Below are 18,329 nucleotides of genomic sequence, written 5' to 3' on the forward strand. Positions count from 1 at the left end.
CGCCCCCGAAACCAGACCCACATAGCCGGTGCCGATCATTGCTACGCGCATCTCAAATCTCCATCCGGCTGAAACCTTCAGCGCTCACAAAACAACTTTCCCTCACCCCGGAACCGGGCTCGCGCAAGCTGGGTGACTCACAAGTGTGCATTCAATATGGCCGTCAGGTCCGGGGTCTAACGCGGGTCCATTCTGTATTTTGACAGCATGGCGTCCGCCGCCGGCAAGCTCCAGCGCCGACCTTTCCTGAGCAGGATCATGCGACCGCTGCGCCGCACCACATCAAACAGATCTTCAAGTTCCTCGTAATGAGTGCGATCCCCGTAATCATCAACGGCGTAGATCACATGATCATCAGTGCGCAAGGAAGCGTTGACCGTCGTGGCGACCCGAAAGCGTCCATCGACAAGAACAAAATCAACCGACTCGACCGGGATGCGCGACCACGGCCCCTTCAGATAGGCGTCGCTCGCCTCCTCAGACATCTGGACCGGATAGCCCCACTCCTTCACCGCGCCGACATCGGCGTGAATGAAGCTGACCCGCCCCCCGGCCTTGAGCGCCTCGACATTGGGATCGGACTGAATGTGCTCGATCCAGCCCGGATCCGTTTCCACGCTGAACAGATGGCCGATGCCCGTCTTCGCGGCGATGCGGGTGGAGCCGCCAATGCCGAACTCAACTGCGGTCCGCGCACGGTCATAATACTCGGCCACGATCCGGCGCCCTTCATCGTCCAGGGCCGCAGGCACATCGACAATGTCCTCTTCCAGAACCCGGATCGGGGCCGGTTCCGGAGCGGGAGGCGCAGACTTCGCCGACCTGGGCTTCGCGTTGCGATCATACCCGCTTTCGACCAGCGTTCTCAGACCGGCTTCCCAGCGGGAGATGCACAGCTTCCAGTCATGAATCGGCTCGGTGCGTGCGCGAATGCGCTGCGCGAGCGCCTGCTGGTTGTCGATCGCCCAGCACAGCCGATCATAGATCGCGTCGGCCTCTGACGGGAACGGGAAGGTTGCGCTCAGCTCAGGATCATACAATTCATCAATGATGTTGCGGTCATAACCGCACATTACAGCCCCGGCCATCTGAGCTTCCACATTCTGGACTTCATAAATGGCCCGGTCCCGCCACAAGGGCTCGAACTTGTGTATCGTTCCGCGCACATGGGGCGCGCTCTGGGCATAGTCGATGAAGCAGTAGACCCAAGCCGGGTTGATGAATTGCTCAGCGAGCTGATCGTAGGGCATGAAGTCTAGATGCATGGCGCCCTCGATGCTCACGGGCCGCCCCAGCGACACGATCTTCAGGTCAGGATGACGCACGCGCAAGCGCTTGAGGGGTTCGACGAAATGCGTGATCGCCCAATCATCAGCGGTATTTGGAACATCCACCGCGATAAAAGGCGCTTCCGATTTTGCGCCAGGATGGAACAGCTCCGGGTCAGCTCCACGGCCAACAAACCCATATCGCTCCTGTGGATAGACGTCAGACTTGTAATTCGCTACGACGGCCACATCCTCTTTCAGCGCAAAGGCCGCATAATCGAATGTGGAGAACATGTTGCGCGCCGCTAAGCCATCGCGAACTGGCGCCGTCTTGGGAAAGTTCTTGGTCACGACCCGTGAGCGAGCAGCGAAACGCTTAAAGTAGGCGTCCCAGACAACGTGATCCGTTACCTGCCAGATCAGGACGTCACACTGCTCAATATCCTCAATTTCCTCAACAAAGATCGGACGAATTGTGAAGGATTCGCCCAGCTTGGGCAGCTCGTTCAGGTCTTCAAACTCATTCAGTGAAATAATGTGGTCCAGCTCGGCCCGCTTGCGGAACGGGATCACAAGCTCAACCTCATGCCCCCATTGGGACAACCAGCGAGCCTCGTTAAGCGCCATCACTCCGCAAAAACCCGGTTGGATAACAGGGTGCTGCCCGATAATCACTACTTTCAAAAAATACTCTCCAATAGAAACGTGTGTTCTCAGTATTCTGGCTGCAGATGGGGGAGACTGGGAGACGACAACAAAGCGTGTCCAGCGCTAGAGTTCCTGGTCAAATGCGCCGATCTCGGGATGGCGGGAGAGCTCGTCCTTGATGGCCGCGAAGATCATCTTGACGTCGTCCGCGCTGTTGGGGCTCTCCACCACGATCACGAGATTGGGGGTGTTCGAACTGGCGCGCACCAGACCCCAGGCCCCGCCCTCAAGAGTGAAACGCACGCCGTTGACGGTGTTCACATCAATGATCTTGCGACCTGCGACGTCTGCGCCTTCGGCCTCTTTCGCCTGGAAACTGGCGACGATGCGCTCGACCACAGCATATTTCTCTTCGTCCGAACACGCGGGCGACATGGTGGGCGAGCCATAGCTGACCGGCAAATCCGCCTTGAGATCGGCGACAGACTTGCCCGGATTGCGATCCAGCATCTCGAGAATGCAGCGCGCGGCCACGATGCCGTCATCATACCCACGTCCGACCGGCGGCTGCAGGAAGAAATGCCCGGACTTCTCGAACCCGGCCAGAGCGCCCAGCTCATTGGCGCGGCGCTTGATATAGGAATGGCCGGTCTTCCAGTACTCAGTCTCGCAGCCATTGGCCTTGAGTACAGGATCAATGGCGAACAGGCCGGTGGACTTCACGTCCACAACGAATTTCGCGCCCTTGTGACGCTCAGACAGGTCGCGCGCCAGCATCAGGCCGACCTTGTCCGCGAAGATCTCCTCGCCGGTATTGTCAACCACGCCGCAGCGATCGCCGTCGCCATCAAAGGCAAGGCCGATATCCGCGCCCGTTTCCTTCACCCGATCCGACAGAGCATGCAGCATCTTCATGTCTTCAGGATTGGGATTGTATTTGGGGAAGGTGTGATCGAGCTCGCAATCCATGGCGATCACCTCAACACCCATGGCTTCAAGGGTCTCAGGCGCGAACGCGCCCGCCGTGCCATTGCCGCACGCGACCACGGCCTTGATCCTGCGCTTGAGCGAAACGCCTTTGGACAGTTCGGCCTTGTAGGCTTCAGCCACGCCGGTCTCGCGCACATAACCCCCGCCCGGGCGCGCCACGCCCTCATCGTTCAGCACGATCTCCTTCAGGCGGCTCATCTCATCGGGACCAAAGGTGAGCGGGCGCTCGACGCCCATCTTCACGCCGGTCCAGCCATTGGAGTTATGGCTGGCGGTGACCATGGCCACCGAGGCGATGTCGAGATGGAACTGGGCGAAATAGGCCGTTGGCGAGAGCGCCAGACCAATATCGTGCACCTCGATGCCCGCCTGCATCAGACCGACTTCCAGCGCTTGCTTCACGCTGAGTGAATAGCTGCGGAAGTCGTGGCCGGTGACGATCCTGGGTTCCCTGCCCAGCTCGTGGATCAGCGTGCCAAGACCCAGGCCCAGCGCCTGGACGCCATACAGATTGATCTGGGGCGGTTGATCCGAGCCCGGATGGCCGAACCACCAGCGCGCGTCATATTCGCGAAACCCGGTGGGCGTCACAAACGCTTCTGTTTCAAATTCCCAGGTATTGGGCTGAAGGTCGGTGCGCATTCTGGTCCCCTGTGATCGGCGCGAAGTGAAACGCGCCCCCGTCTTTTCGCAACTCTGCCGCGTACGGAATTAGCAAACAAGTGTGACGGCTATTGCCCTGCAGCCGCATCAATGCGTTCGGCGAACCGGACTGCCGCAGCGCCCGCCTCACCCGGAGCGGCAGGTCCGGTCGCCCGTCCCAGAACCGCCTCCACAAATCGCGCCACATTCGCGCCCAGCGGATCGCGGCCTTCAGGCGTGTCCATGTAATCGGGGTTGAGGTCAAAGCCGGTCGTGTTCTTGAAAGTGCGGGCCACGAAATCGATCTCGATCACGCCCGCCTCATACTCCACCACCATGCCGCGGCGCCGGTCATCCGCGATCCGGCTGGCCTTGAGTTCAAGCTCGGCGCCATTGGAAAAGCGCGCCGACATGCTCACCTCGTCGAGACTGTCGCTTCGCTCGGTCTTGCCCTCGACGGACAGGGTTTCGGCGTCCGCCTGACCGATCAGGGTCAGCGCCAGATCAAGGTCATGCACCATGAGGTCGAAAGTGACGGAAATGTCAGTGCTTCGACCGCTCCACGGGCCTTCGCGCCAGGCGGTGATGCGCCGGGGCGGGGTCTGGATGCCAGTCAGGCCCATGACGTCGAAGACCAGCCGTTCCTGATGCCCGCAGGCCAGCGCCACTTGATGCTCGGCCGCCAGCCTTACCAGCTGATCGGCTTCTTCGCCGGTCACCGCCAGCGGCTTCTCGATGAGCACGGGCTTGCCGGCGCGAAGCGCCCGTGCGCCCATTTCAGCATGGGTGACGCCGGGGCTGGCGATGGTGACCACGTCCACAGCCTCCAGGAACAGCCCCACCTCTGAATAGGCGGTGACGCCATGCTTGTCAGCCAGGGCCTGGGCGCGCGCCTGATCAGGGTCAAAGATCGCGGTCAGCGTGGTGTCCGGGTTCTCGACGTATTTGCCAGCGTGATAGCCGCCGAACACGCCTGCGCCGATGACGCCTGCGCGCAAGGGAGAGGTCGCCGTACTGTTCATGAAGATGCCTCGTCATGCTGAAGGCCTGAGGGTGTGCGCCGTCTTAGACCGCGTTCGGACCGGTGGCAAAGGGCCGGATCGCCGCGCCCTAGCTGACCCCGGCGCGCAGAAGATCGTGGATATGCAATAGCCCCACCGGCTTGCCCGCCTCATCGCAGACAAAAAGCTGAGTGATCTTGCGGTTGCCCGCAGTCATCACGCGCAGGGCGTCAGAGGCCAAGGCGCCGGGCGTGGTGGTTATGGGGCCCGGCGTCATCACACTCTTCACCGACAGCTCGATCAGGTCCGGGCCCATCCTGCGACGCAGATCGCCGTCGGTGACGATGCCCGACAATTTGCCGTCGCCATCGGTGACGCCGACGCAGCCAAACCCCTTCTCACTCATCACGATCAGCGCATCGCCCATGCTGGCGAGCTCGGGCGCGAGCGGCATGGCGTCGCCGGCATGCATCAGCTCATCGACGCGCGCCAGCGCCGAGCCGAGCGCGCCGCCGGGATGAAAGCGCGCAAAATCGGTCGCAGTGAAGCCCCGCGCCTCGATCAGCGCCACCGCGAGCGCATCGCCAAACGCCATCATCATCGTGGTCGAGGTGGTGGGCGCGCGGGTCTCGCCGCACGCCTCGGGAGCCTTGGGGCAGAGCAGAAGGATGTCAGAGCCTTTCGCCAGCGTGGACTCCGCCCCCGCCGTCATGCCGATCAACGGCACGCCGAAGCGGCGACAATAGGCGATCATGTCGCCCAGTTCCTTCGTCTCTCCCGAGTTTGACAGCGCCAGCACAGCGTCATCGGCCGTGATCATCCCCAGATCGCCATGGCTGGCTTCAGCCGGGTGCACATAGGAGGCAGGCGTGCCGGTGGACGCCAATGTCGCAGCGATCTTGCGCGCCACATGGCCAGACTTGCCGACACCGGCGCAGATCAGCCTTCCCTTGAGTCCGGCAATGACTCTCACGGCCTCGACGCTCACCTCATCAAGCGCGTTGCTGAGTTGCGCGAGGCCGTCCTGCTCAAGGCTCAGCGTGCGGCGCATGGCCGAGAGAATGGCTGTGGGTTCAAGCGCGGTTGCGACGGGCGACATGGTCCGATCCCTGAATTGACGCGCGGCGATCACGCGGGGCGCCCCCTGTACCAAGCACGACGCGATGAGGCTAGACACGGCTTGCGTCTGCAGATGGGCTCGACGGGCAGGCCGGAAAAGGGGTAAACCGCCCGCCAACACCTTCCGCCCGTCAGAGGAAACCCATCATGACCCGTCTTGTGCTCACCCGTCACGGCCAGAGCGTCTGGAACCTTGAGAACCGGTTTACGGGCTGGGTCGATGTGGATCTGACCGAAGAGGGCGTCAAACAGGCCAAACGCGGCGGCGAACTGCTCGCTGAGGCCGGGTTCAAACCCGACTTCGCCTGCACCTCGGTGCTCAAGCGCGCCATCCGCACGCTCTGGTTCGCGCTTGAGGGCGTCGATCGGGTCTGGGTTCCTGTGGAAAAGACCTGGTTGCTCAATGAGCGCCATTACGGCGCGCTGACCGGGCTGAACAAGGCCGAGACCGCCGAGAAGCATGGCGAGGAGCAGGTGAAGATCTGGCGGCGCTCCTATGACATTCCGCCGCCGGCCCTTGAAACGACCGACGAGCGTCATCCGCGCTTTGACGACCGTTACGCCAGTCTTGATCCGGCGCTGCTGCCGGGCACGGAAAGTCTCAAACTGACGCTCGATCGCGTCGCGCCCTATTTCGACAGCACCATCGCGCCGAAGATCAAGGCAGGCGAGGACATCCTGATCTCCGCCCATGGAAATTCGCTGCGCGCGCTGATCAAGATGCTGTTTGACGTCTCTGCAGACGACATCGTCAAGGTGGAAGTCCCCACCGGCAACCCGCTGATGATCGAGCTCGATGGCCTCAAGCCGGTCTCCGCGCGCTATCTCGATGAAGATCGCGCCCAGGCGCTCGACTTTGCGAAGTGATCCCATGACCTCACGCCCGGTCACGGCTGAGGATCTGCGCTACATGGATACGGCGCTGGCGCTGGCCTATGCGCGCCTGGGCCAGACCGCGCCCAACCCGTCTGTTGGCTGCATCATTGTCCGGGACGGACGTATTATCGGCGCCGCGGCCACCGCCCCTGGCGGACGTCCCCATGCCGAGCCGCAGGCTCTCGAGCAAGCGGGCGCCCGTGCAGAAGGCGCGACGGTCTACGTCACGCTTGAACCCTGCGCTCATTACGGCAAGACGCCGCCCTGCGCCGAGGCCCTGATCGCCGCTCATCCGGCGGAAGTCGTCATCGCCTGCCGCGACCCGTTCGAGCATGTGGCGGGGCGCGGCGTGACGATGCTGGCGGACGCCGGCATCGCAGTTCTTGAGGGTGTGCGGGAAGCGGACGCAATCGCTCTGAACGCCGGGTTTTTCGAACGGCTCAAGACTGGCCGCCCCCTGCTGGCGTCCGATCCTCGCACTGGATTGTTTGACGCCGATCTCGTTCTGCAGGCGGGAGAGGATACCGGGGCCGCGCTCGACCGGCTGGGCGCACAGGGCCTGACCCGGGTGCGTCAGCGATAAAAACGCCGGCTTTGCACGCTCCGACAAGATAGCGTTAACAGGCAGTGGGCCACACTCGCCCATAACGGGCGGCCACGCCCATCGCCCGTAACGGATCAAAGATGATCGGCAAGCCTATCCAGTATCAGCCCCTGACCCAGCTTGAGGTGGATGAAGCCTGCCGCAAGCATGAGTTTCTCATGAACGGGCGCATGGGCGGCGCCCGGGCGAATTTCTCCTACAAGATCCTCAAGGGGCTTGATCTTTCAGGCCGCAACCTGGCGGATGCCGACCTGTCAGGCGCCATTCTTGAGGGCACGAACTTTTCCGGCGCCAATCTGACCCGTGCGACGATTTTCGCCGCCGACATGCGACAGGCGAACCTCTCGGGCGCCGTGCTGCACCGGGCGGACATGCGCGGAGTGATCCTGCGCGGCGCGGACCTGACAGGCGCGGACCTCAGCCAGGCGGACCTGCGCGAAGGCGCCATCGCCCAGGTGGACCGGGAAAAGGGCCTCGCCGTCATCACCCATGAACAGCGTCCCGGCGAAGCCAGCGAAGCCCGCTTCAAGGGCGCAAACCTGTCCCAGACCAAGATGACCGGGGCCGTGGCCCAATCATCGGACTTCACCGATGCGGTCCTGATCGGGGCGCGGCTGACCCGCGCCAATCTGCGCGGTTCGCGCTTTCCCGGCGCGAATCTTCAGGACGCCGACCTTTATGGCGCGGACCTCAGTGACGCGGATATGCGCGATTGCGTGCTGATCGGCGCCAAGACCGACATGTGCCAGTTCCAGCGCGCCAATCTGGAAGGCGCCTTGCGCGATGCCCCGCCGCCCGAGATCGCCGATCCGGGCGGGGAAACCGCCAAGGCGCTCGATCGCCATGCTCGCTGGTGCGAGACCGGCGGCGCGGAAGGCGCCCCCTCCACCTTCAATGACAAGGACCTGCGCGGGCTCAAATCGCTGGCCGGGCGCAATCTCACCGCGCTTCAGGCGCGCAACGCCATTCTCTATGGCCTTGATATGGAAGGCGTGGAACTTCAGGGCGCGAAACTGTCCGGCGCGGACCTTCGGATGACATCCCTGCGCGGCGCGGATCTGCGGGGCGCCGATCTCAAGGGCGCCAAGCTGAACAACGCCGATCTGCGCGAAGCGCAGCTGGGCCCGCTGGTCCTGCCCAATGACCGTTTGCTCGCCGCATCCATCGCCGAGGCCTGCCTGCGCTATGCGGATCTGTCCGGCGCAGACCTTCATCATCTTCAGGCGGAGGCGGCCGACCTGTCCTTCGCCCGCATGCATGGCGTGGACGCGCGCAAGGCGATCTTCACCCGCGCGCTCTTCACGGGCGCCAAGGTGAGCGATCAGTTCACCTCCATGGTCGAGGACCTGACCGACGCGGTGGATATCAACGCGGCCTGAGTAGACGATCGCCGCTTCTGCCGATAAATACTCATCCTGAGCATAAGGGGGTTCCGCCCCTCTGACAGGTGACCTCATGTCCGCATTCACGAATATCTACCGCCACGGCTTCGCCCGCATCGCCGCCTTCGCGCCGGAGGTTCATCTGGCCGAGCCGCTGGCGAACGCCGAAACGCTGATCGGACTGGTGCGACAGGCCCATGAGCGTCATGCCGCCGTGTGTCTGTTCCCGGAACTGGGCCTGACCGGATATTCCGTGGATGACCTTCATCATCAGACGGCGCTTCTGGACGCCGCTGAGAACGCGGCGGCGCGGATCATCGAAGCGAGCGAGGGCCTGCGGCCCCTGATCTTCTTCGGGTGCGCGCTCAGAAGCTCTGGCCAGCTCTTCAACTGTGCGCTGGCGGTGCAGGACGGCCAGTTGCTGGGCGTCATCCCCAAGAGCTATCTGCCGAACTATCGCGAATTCTATGAAAAGCGCTGGTTCTCCGACGCCTCAAGCGTGATCGAGGACACGATCTCGGTGGGCGGTCATATCGCGCCCTTCGGCACGGATCTTCTCTTTGAAGCGCTCGACCTGCCCGGCCTCGTCGTTCATGCCGAGATCTGCGAGGACTTCTGGTCACCCATCCCGCCGAGCCTTCATGGCGCGCTGGCCGGGGCGACCGTGATGGTGAACCTGTCCGCCTCCAACGCCACCATCGGCAAGGCGCGCGAGCGGGCGGCCCTGTGCGACGCCCAGTCGCGCCGCACCCAAGGCGCCTATGTCTTCTCGGCGGCAGGGACCGGGGAATCCACCACGGACCTCGCCTGGGACGGCCAGCTTCTGGCCTATCAGCAAGGCGAGCTGCTGGCCGAGGGCGAGCGCTTCCTCAATGACACGCCTGCGGTGCTCTATGCTGATATCGATCTGGAGCGCATCACCGGCGAACGCGCGCGCCTGTCCCCCTGGCGCGACGCCTGCGCGCGACATGCGGACGCCCTCAAAGCCTATACGCGCATCGGCTTCACGCTGGATATGGACCGGGACGCCGCGATCGCGCTGGAGCGCAGCATAGATCGCTTCCCGTTTGTGCCCAATGACGCCGCCCGCCTCGATGAGGACTGCTACGAGGCTTACAATATCCAGGTGCAAGGGCTCGTTCAGCGCCTGAAAGCGACCGGGCTGAAGCGCGCCGTGATCGGCGTTTCGGGCGGGCTTGATTCCACCCAGGCGCTCATCGTGACCGCCCGCGCCTTTGACCGGCTGGGACTGGATCGGTCCGGCATTTTCGCTGTGACCCTGCCCGGCTTCGCCACCTCCGAAGGCACCCGCAGGAATGCGCTGGCCTTGATCGAAGGGCTGGGCGCGACCCATCGCGAGATCGACATCCGTCCCGCCGCCGAGCGCATGCTGGCCGATCTCAATCACCCCTATTCGGATGGCGCGGACCAGTACGACGTCACCTTCGAGAACGTGCAGGCGGGGCTCCGCACCGACTATCTCTTCCGCATGGCCAATCATGAGGGCGGGCTGGTGATCGGAACGGGCGACCTGTCCGAGCTGGCGCTAGGCTGGTGCACTTATGGCGTCGGCGATCATATGAGCCATTACAATGTGAACGCCGGCGTGGCGAAAACCCTGATCCAGCACCTGATCGGCTGGGCGGCAAGGCGTGAGGAATACGGCGCGGACGTGTCACGCGCATTGATGGATGTGCTCAATACCGAGATCTCGCCCGAGCTGGTGCCTGCAGGCGCGGACGGCGCGATCCAGAGCACCGAGGCCGCCATCGGCCCCTACCCGCTCAATGACTTCTTCCTGCACTATGTTGTGCGTCACGGCTTCTCGCCGGCCAAGATTGCTTTCCTCGCCGAGCAGGCCTGGAGCGACAAGGCGGCGGGCGACTGGCCGCCCCATGTGGCGGACGCTGACCAACGCGCCTTTGACCGGGCGACCATCCTGCACTGGCTGGGTGAGTTTGCGCGGCGCTTCTTCGGCAATTCCCAATTCAAGCGTTCGGCCATTCCCAACGGTCCCAAACTGACCTCTGCGGGCGCATTGAGCCCGCGTGGAGACTGGCGCATGCCCTCTGATTCCAGCGCGAAAGTCTGGCGTGACGCGGTGCAGACGCTCAAGGACGAGCTGCTGTGACACGAAAAAACGGCGCTCCCCATGAGGAAGGAGCGCCGCGAGGTCGAAAGAGGAAAAGTGGTTGGAAAATCAGGCCCGACCGGCCAGACGCCGACTATCGGGGGGAGGGACGTGTCGCGTCCGTCCGATCGGGCCGCGATCCCGGCTTAGGCGGCGGACGCCTTGTCAGCCGAGATCAGCTTGGTTTCGGATTTGCCGTTGACGGCGATCCGGCGCGGCTTCTTCGCTTCGGGAATCTCGCGCTCGAGCTGGATGCGCAGCAGGCCATTCTCAAGGCTGGCCTCGCGCACCTGGACATGGTCAGCGAGATGGAAGCGGCGCTCGAACGAGCGTTCTGCGATGCCGCGATGCAGATAATTGCGTTGTTCGGCGTCTTCCGACTGCGTGCGCTTGCCGGCGATCGTCAGCACATTTTCCTGCACCTCGATCTCGAGATCATCCTCGCCGAACCCGGCGACCGCGAGCTCGATCTGATATTCGTGCTCGGACAGCTGTTCGATATTGTACGGGGGGTAGCCGCCGGACGGCTCCAGCTTCGCCGCGTTGTCGATCATGTTGGCCAGACGGTCAAATCCGACAATCGTGCGGTAAAGCGGCGAGAAATCAGTCGTACGCATTGTATCGATCCTCCTTGGAAGCGATCGGGCCCGCATGCGGGCGGGCTATGGTTTTCAAAGGTCGCCATCCCGACCACCCGCAGCATGCAGCGTGGTCTGTCCGGCAATCCGTAAAGCCCCGTATGGCGGCCTTACGAAACTTGAATTGGGTAAGCGTCGCGAAGGGCGCAAGAGGTCAGCGCGATTTTTTTCAACATCGCGCCCCTGATCGTCATCGCGCCATTGTGAGAGGACGCATTCCGCCTCTATGATCCGTGCAATCTCGGCTAACCGGAGTGAGTACATGCAACGTCTGACAGCCCTTCTTACCGCCGCCTCGGCCTGCGCCGTTCTGGCGGCCTGTGGCGCACCTTCCCAAGAGGAGGATGCGGACACGTCCATGCCGGCCGCGGAAATGACCGACGAGGCCTCGTCCCTGACAGACGATGAGATCGCGAATGAAGCGGAGATGATGGAGGATGCATCTGCAGAATCCGGAACTCTGGCCTGGGCGGTCGAAGGCGAGTGGCGCAGTGAGGAAGAACGCGCGCGGGATCCTTACCGGCATCCGTATGAGACGCTTGAGTTCTTCGGCATCGATCCGTCGGGCCGCATCATGGAAATCTGGCCCGGCGGCGGCTGGTACACCGACATTCTGGCGCCGTGGATCAACGCCAATGGCGGCGAATACATCGCCGTCTGGTCAGATATTGCGCCGGACAACCAGCGCGCCCTCGACTTCCGCCAGAGCTTCGAGGACAAGTTTGGCGGCCCCCTTTACGGGGACGTCACCATGGCCACCTTCGACAGTGAAACCGGTCCCATTGCCGAACCCGGTTCGGTGGACGCCATTGTGACGTTCCGCAACACCCATTCCTGGATGGGCCGTGGCGCGGCGGAAAAAGCCTTCAGCGATTTCTATGACGTGCTCGCGCCTGGCGGCGTTCTGGGCCTTGTCCAGCACCGTCTGCCCGCTGACCGCGTGCAGGACCCGCGCGCCAGCACGGGCTATGTCCAGCAGGATCTGGTGATCTCCATGGCGGAAGAGGCCGGATTTGAACTGGTCGAAGCCAGCGAGATCAACGCCAACCCTGCCGACACCGCAGACCATCCGTTCGGGGTCTGGACCCTGCCGCCGGTGTCCCGGACCTCGGATTTCGGCGAGCCCGCTGATCCCGAGTTTGATCGCGCGCCCTATGACGCGATCGGGGAATCGGACCGGATGACCCTTCTGTTCCGCAAACCTGCGGGCGAATAGGCCTCAGCGCCGGCCTGGTGCTCCAGGCCGGCGTTTTTCTATGCGATCAGAGCGCAGCTGGCGCGAGCATGTCCAGGGCCCTGGCGTGCAGTTCCGGCGACGCAGCCGCCAGCAACTGCCCGCCTTCATGGGCCGGTTCGCCGCGCCAGTTGGTGATGACGCCGCCCGCGCCGCTGACCACCGGGATCAGCGCGCCCACATCCCAGGCCTTGAGACCGCTCTCGATCACCAGATCGACGCCCCCGGCCGCCAGCGCAGCATAGGCGTACGCATCCAGACCATAGCGGCGCACCTTCGCCGCCCGGGCCACAGTCATGAAGCACTCAGCTTCACCCCCTTCAAAGAGGCCAGGATCGGTTGTTGAGACAATGGCGTCCTCGATGCGATCGACCGATTGACGCGTTTTCAGGGGTTGTCTCGATCCCCCGTGGTCCAGCCAGGCCGCGTCACCGGCGACGCCGCTATAGCGTTCGCCCGTGAAAGGCTGATCGATCACGGAAAGGATCGGTCCCTTAGGACCATACAGGGCGATCAGGACACACCAGGTGGGCAGGCCCGCGATGAAGGCGCGCGTGCCGTCAATGGGATCGACAACCCAGGTGCGGCCGGACCGTCCCAGGGTTTCAGCCTGCTCCTCACCCAGAACGCCGTCATCCGGTCGGTCCTGCGCCAGAAGGGCGCGGATTCGCGCCTCGATGGCGCGATCCGCTTCTGTCACGGGGTCGAATTCCTGTGCGGGTTTGGCGTCGCCGCGAAGTCCGGTCCGGAAATGCTGCAAGGCGATCGGACGCGCAGCGTCCGCCAGTTGAGCGGCCAGCGCCAACTCTGCAGTCACATCCAGATCGGACATCGGGAACTCGGTGTCGGACGTCAGCGCTTACGCGACGTTTTCGCCCCGGGAATCCGGGTCAAGAGACCGGGCCAGCTCGAGCAGACGGCGGCGCGGACGCTCATTGAGCTTGTAGTAGGCGCGCACCAGATCCAGCGTTTCCTTCTGGGAAAGCACGTCGGCTGCCACGTTCTCGCCTTCCGGCGCCGCAGATTCGCCCGTGCCTTGCAGGCCTTCGTAGAAGTACTGCACCGGAACATCGAGCGCTTCAGCCAGCTCGAACAGACGCGATGCGCTGACGCGATTGGCGCCGCTCTCGTATTTCTGGATCTGCTGGAAGCGAATGCCGACCGATTGCGCGAGCTGTTGCTGAGTCAGCCCCAGCAGACGGCGACGGCGACGGATCCGCTTACCCACGTGATGGTCAATTGCATTGGTCATTGTGAAAACCCTCGATCAAACTTTTCCAGTTGCGATTCCCCCGTCAAGATCGCAACACGACACTTCAATGACACCTGAGATATAGCACAGCATTGCTCGCCTCGCAAGTGAACGCAGCAGCGCAAATCGCGCCTCAGGAAAGACTCTGCGGATATGCTTTCCAAAACACTTTACTCCGCGGCAAGTCTACCTGTGTCTTCTGTGTAAATCATGGACTTCGTCCATGTCTTCAGGCGTTCTTTCAAGTTGTCCATGCGAGACAAAGGTCGCACGTCAGATTCGCTCAGATACAATCCGCGATTGATCTCAACCTGCATGACATGCACCCCGCTGAGGGGACGCCCGTAATGCTCTGTCGTGTAACCGCCTGCATAAGGACGGTTCCGGGTTACCGTAAAGCCCAGGGATTTGAAATACGCTTCTGCATGGTTGATCAAATTTCGCCCGCAGGAGGCGCCGAAGCGATCCCCAAGCACCATGTCCGCGCCACGGGCGCTGGAGGACGGCATGGAGTGACAGTCGATCAGCACGGCGCGCCCGAACTGGTCCAGCGTCCGCTCGATTTCGGATTTCAGCGCCTCATGATAGGGCCGGTAATACTGGTCGATCCGCCGACGGCCCTCGGCATAGGCGATCTCGGAAGCGTGAATGCTTCTGCCGTCCGCCGCCAGCCTGGGCACCACGCCGAGCCCGGCGGATGTGCGCGCATTCGGCGCACTGAACCCTTCAAGCGGCGGGTCCTTGAACAGGCGTGCGTCGAGTTCGTCCGGCCCCCGGTTGGGGTCAACAAACGCCCGCGGAAAGATCGCCTCGACAAAACTCGCGCCCAGTTCCGTCACATGAGCGAAGAACTGATCGACATACGCGTCCTCGGACCGGCGCAGGACAGAGACCGGCGCACTGGCCTGCTTGAGGAAATCGCTCTCATAGCAACGCCCTGAATGCGGCGAGGCGAAGATGAAGGGCGAACTGCGCACGTCCGGCTCATGAACGATCACGGGTTCATGGATCTGGCCGATCAGTGAGTCTGAAGCAGGTTGCATGGGCTGATTGTGATCGGTCAGCCGAGAAGGTCAATGAGACTATGAGCGCCCTGACAAATCACAGGCCGGTTTGCGGCGCGTTCAGTTGACTTTTACGAGTTTGGGATAGGCTATGCGCTGGTGGAAACAGACAAGGGGGCGGCGATGGCCCGCATTCTGCTCGCAGAAGACGATGACTCCATGCGTGATTTTCTGGCCAAGGCGCTCAACCGCGCCGGCCATGACGTGGACGCTGTGGCGGATGGCGAGGAAGGGCTGGACGCCCTGGGCGAAGCGCCCGGCGCTTATGAATTGCTGCTGACCGACATCGTCATGCCCGGTGTGGACGGGATCGAGCTGGCGCGGCGCGCCGCCCAGATCGATGCGGGCCTGAAAATCATGTTCATCACCGGCTTTGCCGCCGTGGCGCTGAATGCCGGCTCCCAGGCCCCCAACCAGGCCAAGGTGCTGTCCAAGCCCTTCCATTTGCGGGATCTCGTCGACGAGGTCGCAAAGGTCGTCGCCGCCGCCTGATCCGCCTCCACCGGTTTCACCTGAATCTGGTCTGCGGGCGCCCAAGCCGGTGGCGTCCCGGACCGGCCTCAGGCTAAAGTCCGTCCTGTAACAAACGGGGAAGGACCAGCCATGTTCCGCGCTTTCGACCGTCTGGGGCCCAGCCTCGCCGTTCTGGCAAGCCTTGCAGCCCTGGCCGCGACCGGCTCAGCATCTGCCCAGGAAAATCCGTCTCTGGATCCAGTGTTCCAGTGCCAGGAACTCCAGAATGATGCGGAGCGTCTGGCCTGCTTTGACGCAGCCGTGAGCAGCCTCCGCGCTGAAAGCAACGAAATCGTGGTCATCCGCCGATCCGAGGTCGAGGCGGTGGAACGCGACAGCTTCGGCCTTGAATTGCCCAGCCTGCCTCGCCTGTCCCTGTCCCTGTTCTCCACCCGCGACAATCAGCTGGAGACCGGATCCGGACAGAGCGGCTCCATTCAGGCATCCGGATCGACCGATCAGGGCGCCCGGACCGCTCAGGCCGCTCCTTCCGAACAAAGCGGCGTCGAAGTTCTCCGCCGCGAGGATGACGGGCAGATCAACGAGATCAGCCTGCCGATCGACCGGGTTGAACGGCGCGGATTCGACACCATTCACATTCACACCACCAACGGACAGGTCTGGGAAATCACGGACCGCGTCGGCAATCGCCCGATCCGTGTCCGCGATGACAGCGTGATGGTGGTGCGGCGGGCCTCGCTGGGCAGCTATCTGATGCAGATTGACGGCCGGGACCGGAGCTACCGGGTGCAGCGCATACGCTAGGATGACGCGGCATGCATGTCTGCCACATCATCGTTGATGATTTTCTGCCCGATCCGGACGCCGTGCGCGACGCGGCGCTCCGGCTCGCCTATCCCGAGCCGGAAGAAGCGACTTATTTCCCGGGGCGCAATGCGGATCAGGCCCTCCCGATCCAGGGGCTGGACCAGGTCATCAGCGCCCTCGCCGGCGAGGCCCTGCAACCGGCGCCGGGCACGTCGCACCTGAAGCCGCGCCTGGCTCTGGACGGTCAGAGCGGCAAGGGCGGCATTCATGTCGACAATGCGCACTGGTCCGCCATCATCTACCTGACGCCGGACGCCCATTGTCAGGGCGGGACGAGCTTTCACCGCCACAGGCGGACCGACAGCGAACACGCGCCGGTTTTCCCGGGCGAAGCCGAACGCATGGGGCTCAATCACCCCAGCGAGATCTGGGAGAAGATCGTCTTCCCCGATCAGGACCGGCCCGAGGCCTGGGACACCACGATGACCGTGCCCATGCGCTATAACCGAATGGCGCTGTTCCGGTCCTATCTCTGGCACAATGCCGGGCCCAGCTTTGGCGCGACTCCGGAAACCGGGCGGCTGATTCTGCCGCTTTTCTACATTCCCGCCTGACCTTCATCACACACAACTGGCCGGCCTGCAGAGCGACGCGTGGTCACGCGGCTGCACGCCTTCATGCGTGTCCGCGCATTCCTATGCGCCTTGACCTTCAGACAAAAAAGAAGGGCGAGCCAAAGCTCGCCCTTCCCAGTCTTCGGACTGTAGCCGTCGCTTAGAAGCGAGCGGTCACACCCACGTTGAAGATACGGCCGATGTTGTAGTAGCCGTGCGCCTTCTCGGCGTTGGTGTAGCCCTCGTCCGTCACGTTCTGGATGCTCGCACGGAAGGTCACATTGTTCCAATCGTACGAACCGCCAATGTCGACAGTCGTGTAGGAGTCGAAGTTGTAGTACGGGTTGCCCGTTTCGTCGATGTACTGGTACGGCACCGCGAATTTGCTCACGAGGCCGGAGCCGGTGTACTCGACGTCAACGAACGCCGTGACCGGACCACGGTACCACTGAGCGCGGACGTCGCCACGCCAGTTCGGGTTGGAGCGCTGACCAACGGTGTCGTTGTAGTCAAAGCCCGTGGACGAAGTGGTGTTCGTCTGAACGTTGTAGACGCGCAGGGTGGCGTCGAACGTACCCAGGTCGGATTCGATCTGGTTCAGGAAGAACACGTCGTTCAGTTCGGTCTGATAACGTGCAGCCAGTTCCACAGAGTCGAACTCCTGGATAGCTGCGTTCACGTAGCCCGAGGTAAAGGCGTTGATGGACGGCAGCTGACCATTCGGCAGTCGCGTGAACGAGTTGCAGAAGGAGTTCGGATAGTTGGTGGAGTCGTAGCACGCCTGCATGATCTGCGTCAGCGTGAACGAGGTGATCGCGTCTTCGATGGCGATGTTGATGTAGTCGACCGACAGGGTCAGACCATCAACCCAACGCGGGCTGAACACCAGGCCGAAGTTGTAGGAGTCGGCGGTTTCGTTGTTCAGCTGCGGGTTGCCGCCGGTGAAGCCGCTAACCGTAGCGTTCTGCGCCTGGGAGATGAAGGTCGGCGGCAGGCCTTCCGCGGCGCAGTTTGCAGCGCGGACAGCAGGACGCGGACCACCATTCAGGTTGTTCGCAGAGCACGGGTCAGCCGCAAACTGGCTGGACTGGACGCGCGGCAGGAAGAGCTCGGTCACCGCCGGGGCGCGAACCGTACGCGCCACGTTGGCGCGGAAGTTCAGGTCCTCGAGGATGCCCATGCTCAGGCCGACGGCCCAGGCTTCGTCAACACCGGCGCGGGTGTTGTTCATCAGACGGTAGGACGCTTCGACATCAGCATAGTCGATGAACGGGATCGGGTTGAACCCGCCGCCCAGGACCGGGATGTAGGTCTCGGCGTACACGTCGGTGGTGAAGTATTCACCGGTGGTCGGAGAACCGCCGCCATCACGGGTGATGTTCAGCTGGTTGCCCGCGCCCGGACGATAGTCGGCGAACTCGCGGCGATATTCAAAGCCGGTCGCGAAGCCGAGGTTACCCGCCGGAAGAGCGAAGATGTCGGAGGTCAGGAAGCCGGAGACGATTTCCTGTTCGATCTCGGTGACCGCGGTGCGGTTCACGATGAGATAGTCGACATTTTCCTGGGTGGCGCCTTCAAACGGGTT

The 18,329-nt window shown here is 62.9% G+C and carries 17 protein-coding genes; 8 read left to right on the forward strand and 9 right to left on the reverse strand.

Annotated elements, in window-relative coordinates:
* Positions 1-176 precede the first annotated feature (176 nt).
* From B2Z70_RS10310 to B2Z70_RS10325, 4 genes are all read right to left on the reverse strand, one after another.
* Complete coding sequence (locus B2Z70_RS10310; protein ID WP_292983058.1) at positions 177-1,895, reverse strand: hypothetical protein; 1,719 nt, start codon at positions 1,893-1,895, stop codon at positions 177-179.
* A 144-nt stretch (positions 1,896-2,039) separates the two neighbouring features.
* On the reverse strand, positions 2,040-3,548 hold the full coding sequence (locus tag B2Z70_RS10315) for a phosphomannomutase/phosphoglucomutase (protein ID WP_292983060.1): 1,509 nt from the start codon (positions 3,546-3,548) through the stop codon (positions 2,040-2,042).
* Positions 3,549-3,637: 89 nt separating this feature from the next.
* Positions 3,638-4,570 carry a Gfo/Idh/MocA family protein gene (locus B2Z70_RS10320; RefSeq protein ID WP_009801942.1) on the reverse strand — a complete coding sequence of 311 codons (933 nt, stop codon included), beginning with the start codon at positions 4,568-4,570 and terminating at the stop codon, positions 3,638-3,640.
* A gap of 88 nt (positions 4,571-4,658) precedes the next feature.
* Positions 4,659-5,648 (reverse strand): KpsF/GutQ family sugar-phosphate isomerase, encoded by a 990-nt coding sequence (locus B2Z70_RS10325; RefSeq protein ID WP_292983063.1) that lies wholly within the window; start codon positions 5,646-5,648, stop codon positions 4,659-4,661.
* A 167-nt stretch (positions 5,649-5,815) separates the two neighbouring features.
* Between B2Z70_RS10325 and gpmA the strand changes: the two genes are divergently transcribed.
* From gpmA to B2Z70_RS10345, 4 genes are all read left to right on the forward strand, one after another.
* Entirely contained in the window at positions 5,816-6,535 is a 720-nt protein-coding gene (gene gpmA / locus B2Z70_RS10330) for a 2,3-diphosphoglycerate-dependent phosphoglycerate mutase (protein WP_292983065.1), read from the forward strand.
* Between the two features lie 4 nt (positions 6,536-6,539).
* Positions 6,540-7,127, forward strand: a complete 588-nt coding sequence (ribD, locus tag B2Z70_RS10335) for a bifunctional diaminohydroxyphosphoribosylaminopyrimidine deaminase/5-amino-6-(5-phosphoribosylamino)uracil reductase RibD (protein WP_292983067.1) — start codon at positions 6,540-6,542, stop codon at positions 7,125-7,127.
* Between the two features lie 101 nt (positions 7,128-7,228).
* Entirely contained in the window at positions 7,229-8,527 is a 1,299-nt protein-coding gene (locus B2Z70_RS10340) for a pentapeptide repeat-containing protein (RefSeq protein WP_009801951.1), read from the forward strand.
* Between the two features lie 76 nt (positions 8,528-8,603).
* Entirely contained in the window at positions 8,604-10,661 is a 2,058-nt protein-coding gene (locus B2Z70_RS10345; protein ID WP_292983069.1) for an NAD(+) synthase, read from the forward strand.
* Between the two features lie 146 nt (positions 10,662-10,807).
* Here the strand turns inward: B2Z70_RS10345 and B2Z70_RS10350 are convergent, their stop codons facing one another.
* Positions 10,808-11,278 (reverse strand): Hsp20 family protein, encoded by a 471-nt coding sequence (locus tag B2Z70_RS10350; protein ID WP_009801953.1) that lies wholly within the window; start codon positions 11,276-11,278, stop codon positions 10,808-10,810.
* Positions 11,279-11,561: 283 nt separating this feature from the next.
* On the opposite strand from B2Z70_RS10350, the gene B2Z70_RS10355 reads away from it, so the two are divergent.
* The gene (locus B2Z70_RS10355) at positions 11,562-12,515 is read left to right on the forward strand and encodes a class I SAM-dependent methyltransferase (RefSeq protein ID WP_292983071.1); all 954 of its coding nucleotides are present in this window, start codon (positions 11,562-11,564) and stop codon (positions 12,513-12,515) included.
* A gap of 46 nt (positions 12,516-12,561) precedes the next feature.
* Here B2Z70_RS10355 and hisN read toward each other — a convergent pair whose 3' ends face one another.
* The 3 genes from hisN to B2Z70_RS10370 all read right to left on the reverse strand — a co-directional run bounded on the left by hisN (position 12,562) and on the right by B2Z70_RS10370 (position 14,828).
* The gene (gene hisN / locus B2Z70_RS10360; protein WP_292983073.1) at positions 12,562-13,365 is read right to left on the reverse strand and encodes a histidinol-phosphatase; all 804 of its coding nucleotides are present in this window, start codon (positions 13,363-13,365) and stop codon (positions 12,562-12,564) included.
* A gap of 27 nt (positions 13,366-13,392) precedes the next feature.
* On the reverse strand, positions 13,393-13,785 hold the full coding sequence (locus B2Z70_RS10365) for a helix-turn-helix domain-containing protein (protein ID WP_009801956.1): 393 nt from the start codon (positions 13,783-13,785) through the stop codon (positions 13,393-13,395).
* Positions 13,786-13,955: 170 nt separating this feature from the next.
* A complete protein-coding gene (locus B2Z70_RS10370; RefSeq protein ID WP_292983075.1) occupies positions 13,956-14,828 on the reverse strand; it encodes an N-formylglutamate amidohydrolase in 873 nt (290 codons plus the stop codon).
* Positions 14,829-14,972: 144 nt separating this feature from the next.
* Between B2Z70_RS10370 and cpdR the strand changes: the two genes are divergently transcribed.
* From cpdR to B2Z70_RS10385, 3 genes are all read left to right on the forward strand, one after another.
* Positions 14,973-15,341, forward strand: coding sequence for a cell cycle two-component system response regulator CpdR (gene cpdR / locus B2Z70_RS10375; protein ID WP_009801958.1), 369 nt, complete (start codon positions 14,973-14,975; stop codon positions 15,339-15,341).
* 111 nt (positions 15,342-15,452) lie between these two features.
* The gene (locus B2Z70_RS10380) at positions 15,453-16,127 is read left to right on the forward strand and encodes a hypothetical protein (protein WP_292983078.1); all 675 of its coding nucleotides are present in this window, start codon (positions 15,453-15,455) and stop codon (positions 16,125-16,127) included.
* A gap of 11 nt (positions 16,128-16,138) precedes the next feature.
* Positions 16,139-16,744, forward strand: coding sequence for a DUF6445 family protein (locus B2Z70_RS10385; RefSeq protein WP_009801960.1), 606 nt, complete (start codon positions 16,139-16,141; stop codon positions 16,742-16,744).
* 160 nt (positions 16,745-16,904) lie between these two features.
* Here the strand turns inward: B2Z70_RS10385 and B2Z70_RS10390 are convergent.
* A partial coding sequence (locus tag B2Z70_RS10390; protein WP_292983080.1) for a TonB-dependent receptor domain-containing protein occupies positions 16,905-18,329 on the reverse strand: 1,425 nt, incomplete at its 5' end.

Origin of the sequence: Oceanicaulis sp. UBA6590 (assembly GCF_002433705.1) — a bacterium.
In the GTDB taxonomy this organism is placed as follows: Bacteria; Pseudomonadota; Alphaproteobacteria; order Caulobacterales; family Maricaulaceae; genus Oceanicaulis.

Coding starts and splice junctions, on each gene's coding strand:
- B2Z70_RS10310 (WP_292983058.1), bottom strand. CDS start 1,895: ATGGCGCTTAACGAGGCTCGCTGGTTGTCCCAATGGGGGCATGAGGTT.
- B2Z70_RS10315 (WP_292983060.1), bottom strand. CDS start 3,548: ATGCGCACCGACCTTCAGCCCAATACCTGGGAATTTGAAACAGAAGCG.
- B2Z70_RS10320 (WP_009801942.1), bottom strand. CDS start 4,570: ATGAACAGTACGGCGACCTCTCCCTTGCGCGCAGGCGTCATCGGCGCA.
- B2Z70_RS10325 (WP_292983063.1), bottom strand. CDS start 5,648: ATGTCGCCCGTCGCAACCGCGCTTGAACCCACAGCCATTCTCTCGGCC.
- gpmA (WP_292983065.1), top strand. CDS start 5,816: ATGACCCGTCTTGTGCTCACCCGTCACGGCCAGAGCGTCTGGAACCTT.
- ribD (WP_292983067.1), top strand. CDS start 6,540: ATGACCTCACGCCCGGTCACGGCTGAGGATCTGCGCTACATGGATACG.
- B2Z70_RS10340 (WP_009801951.1), top strand. CDS start 7,229: ATGATCGGCAAGCCTATCCAGTATCAGCCCCTGACCCAGCTTGAGGTG.
- B2Z70_RS10345 (WP_292983069.1), top strand. CDS start 8,604: ATGTCCGCATTCACGAATATCTACCGCCACGGCTTCGCCCGCATCGCC.
- B2Z70_RS10350 (WP_009801953.1), bottom strand. CDS start 11,278: ATGCGTACGACTGATTTCTCGCCGCTTTACCGCACGATTGTCGGATTT.
- B2Z70_RS10355 (WP_292983071.1), top strand. CDS start 11,562: ATGCAACGTCTGACAGCCCTTCTTACCGCCGCCTCGGCCTGCGCCGTT.
- hisN (WP_292983073.1), bottom strand. CDS start 13,365: ATGTCCGATCTGGATGTGACTGCAGAGTTGGCGCTGGCCGCTCAACTG.
- B2Z70_RS10365 (WP_009801956.1), bottom strand. CDS start 13,785: ATGACCAATGCAATTGACCATCACGTGGGTAAGCGGATCCGTCGCCGT.
- B2Z70_RS10370 (WP_292983075.1), bottom strand. CDS start 14,828: ATGCAACCTGCTTCAGACTCACTGATCGGCCAGATCCATGAACCCGTG.
- cpdR (WP_009801958.1), top strand. CDS start 14,973: ATGGCCCGCATTCTGCTCGCAGAAGACGATGACTCCATGCGTGATTTT.
- B2Z70_RS10380 (WP_292983078.1), top strand. CDS start 15,453: ATGTTCCGCGCTTTCGACCGTCTGGGGCCCAGCCTCGCCGTTCTGGCA.
- B2Z70_RS10385 (WP_009801960.1), top strand. CDS start 16,139: ATGCATGTCTGCCACATCATCGTTGATGATTTTCTGCCCGATCCGGAC.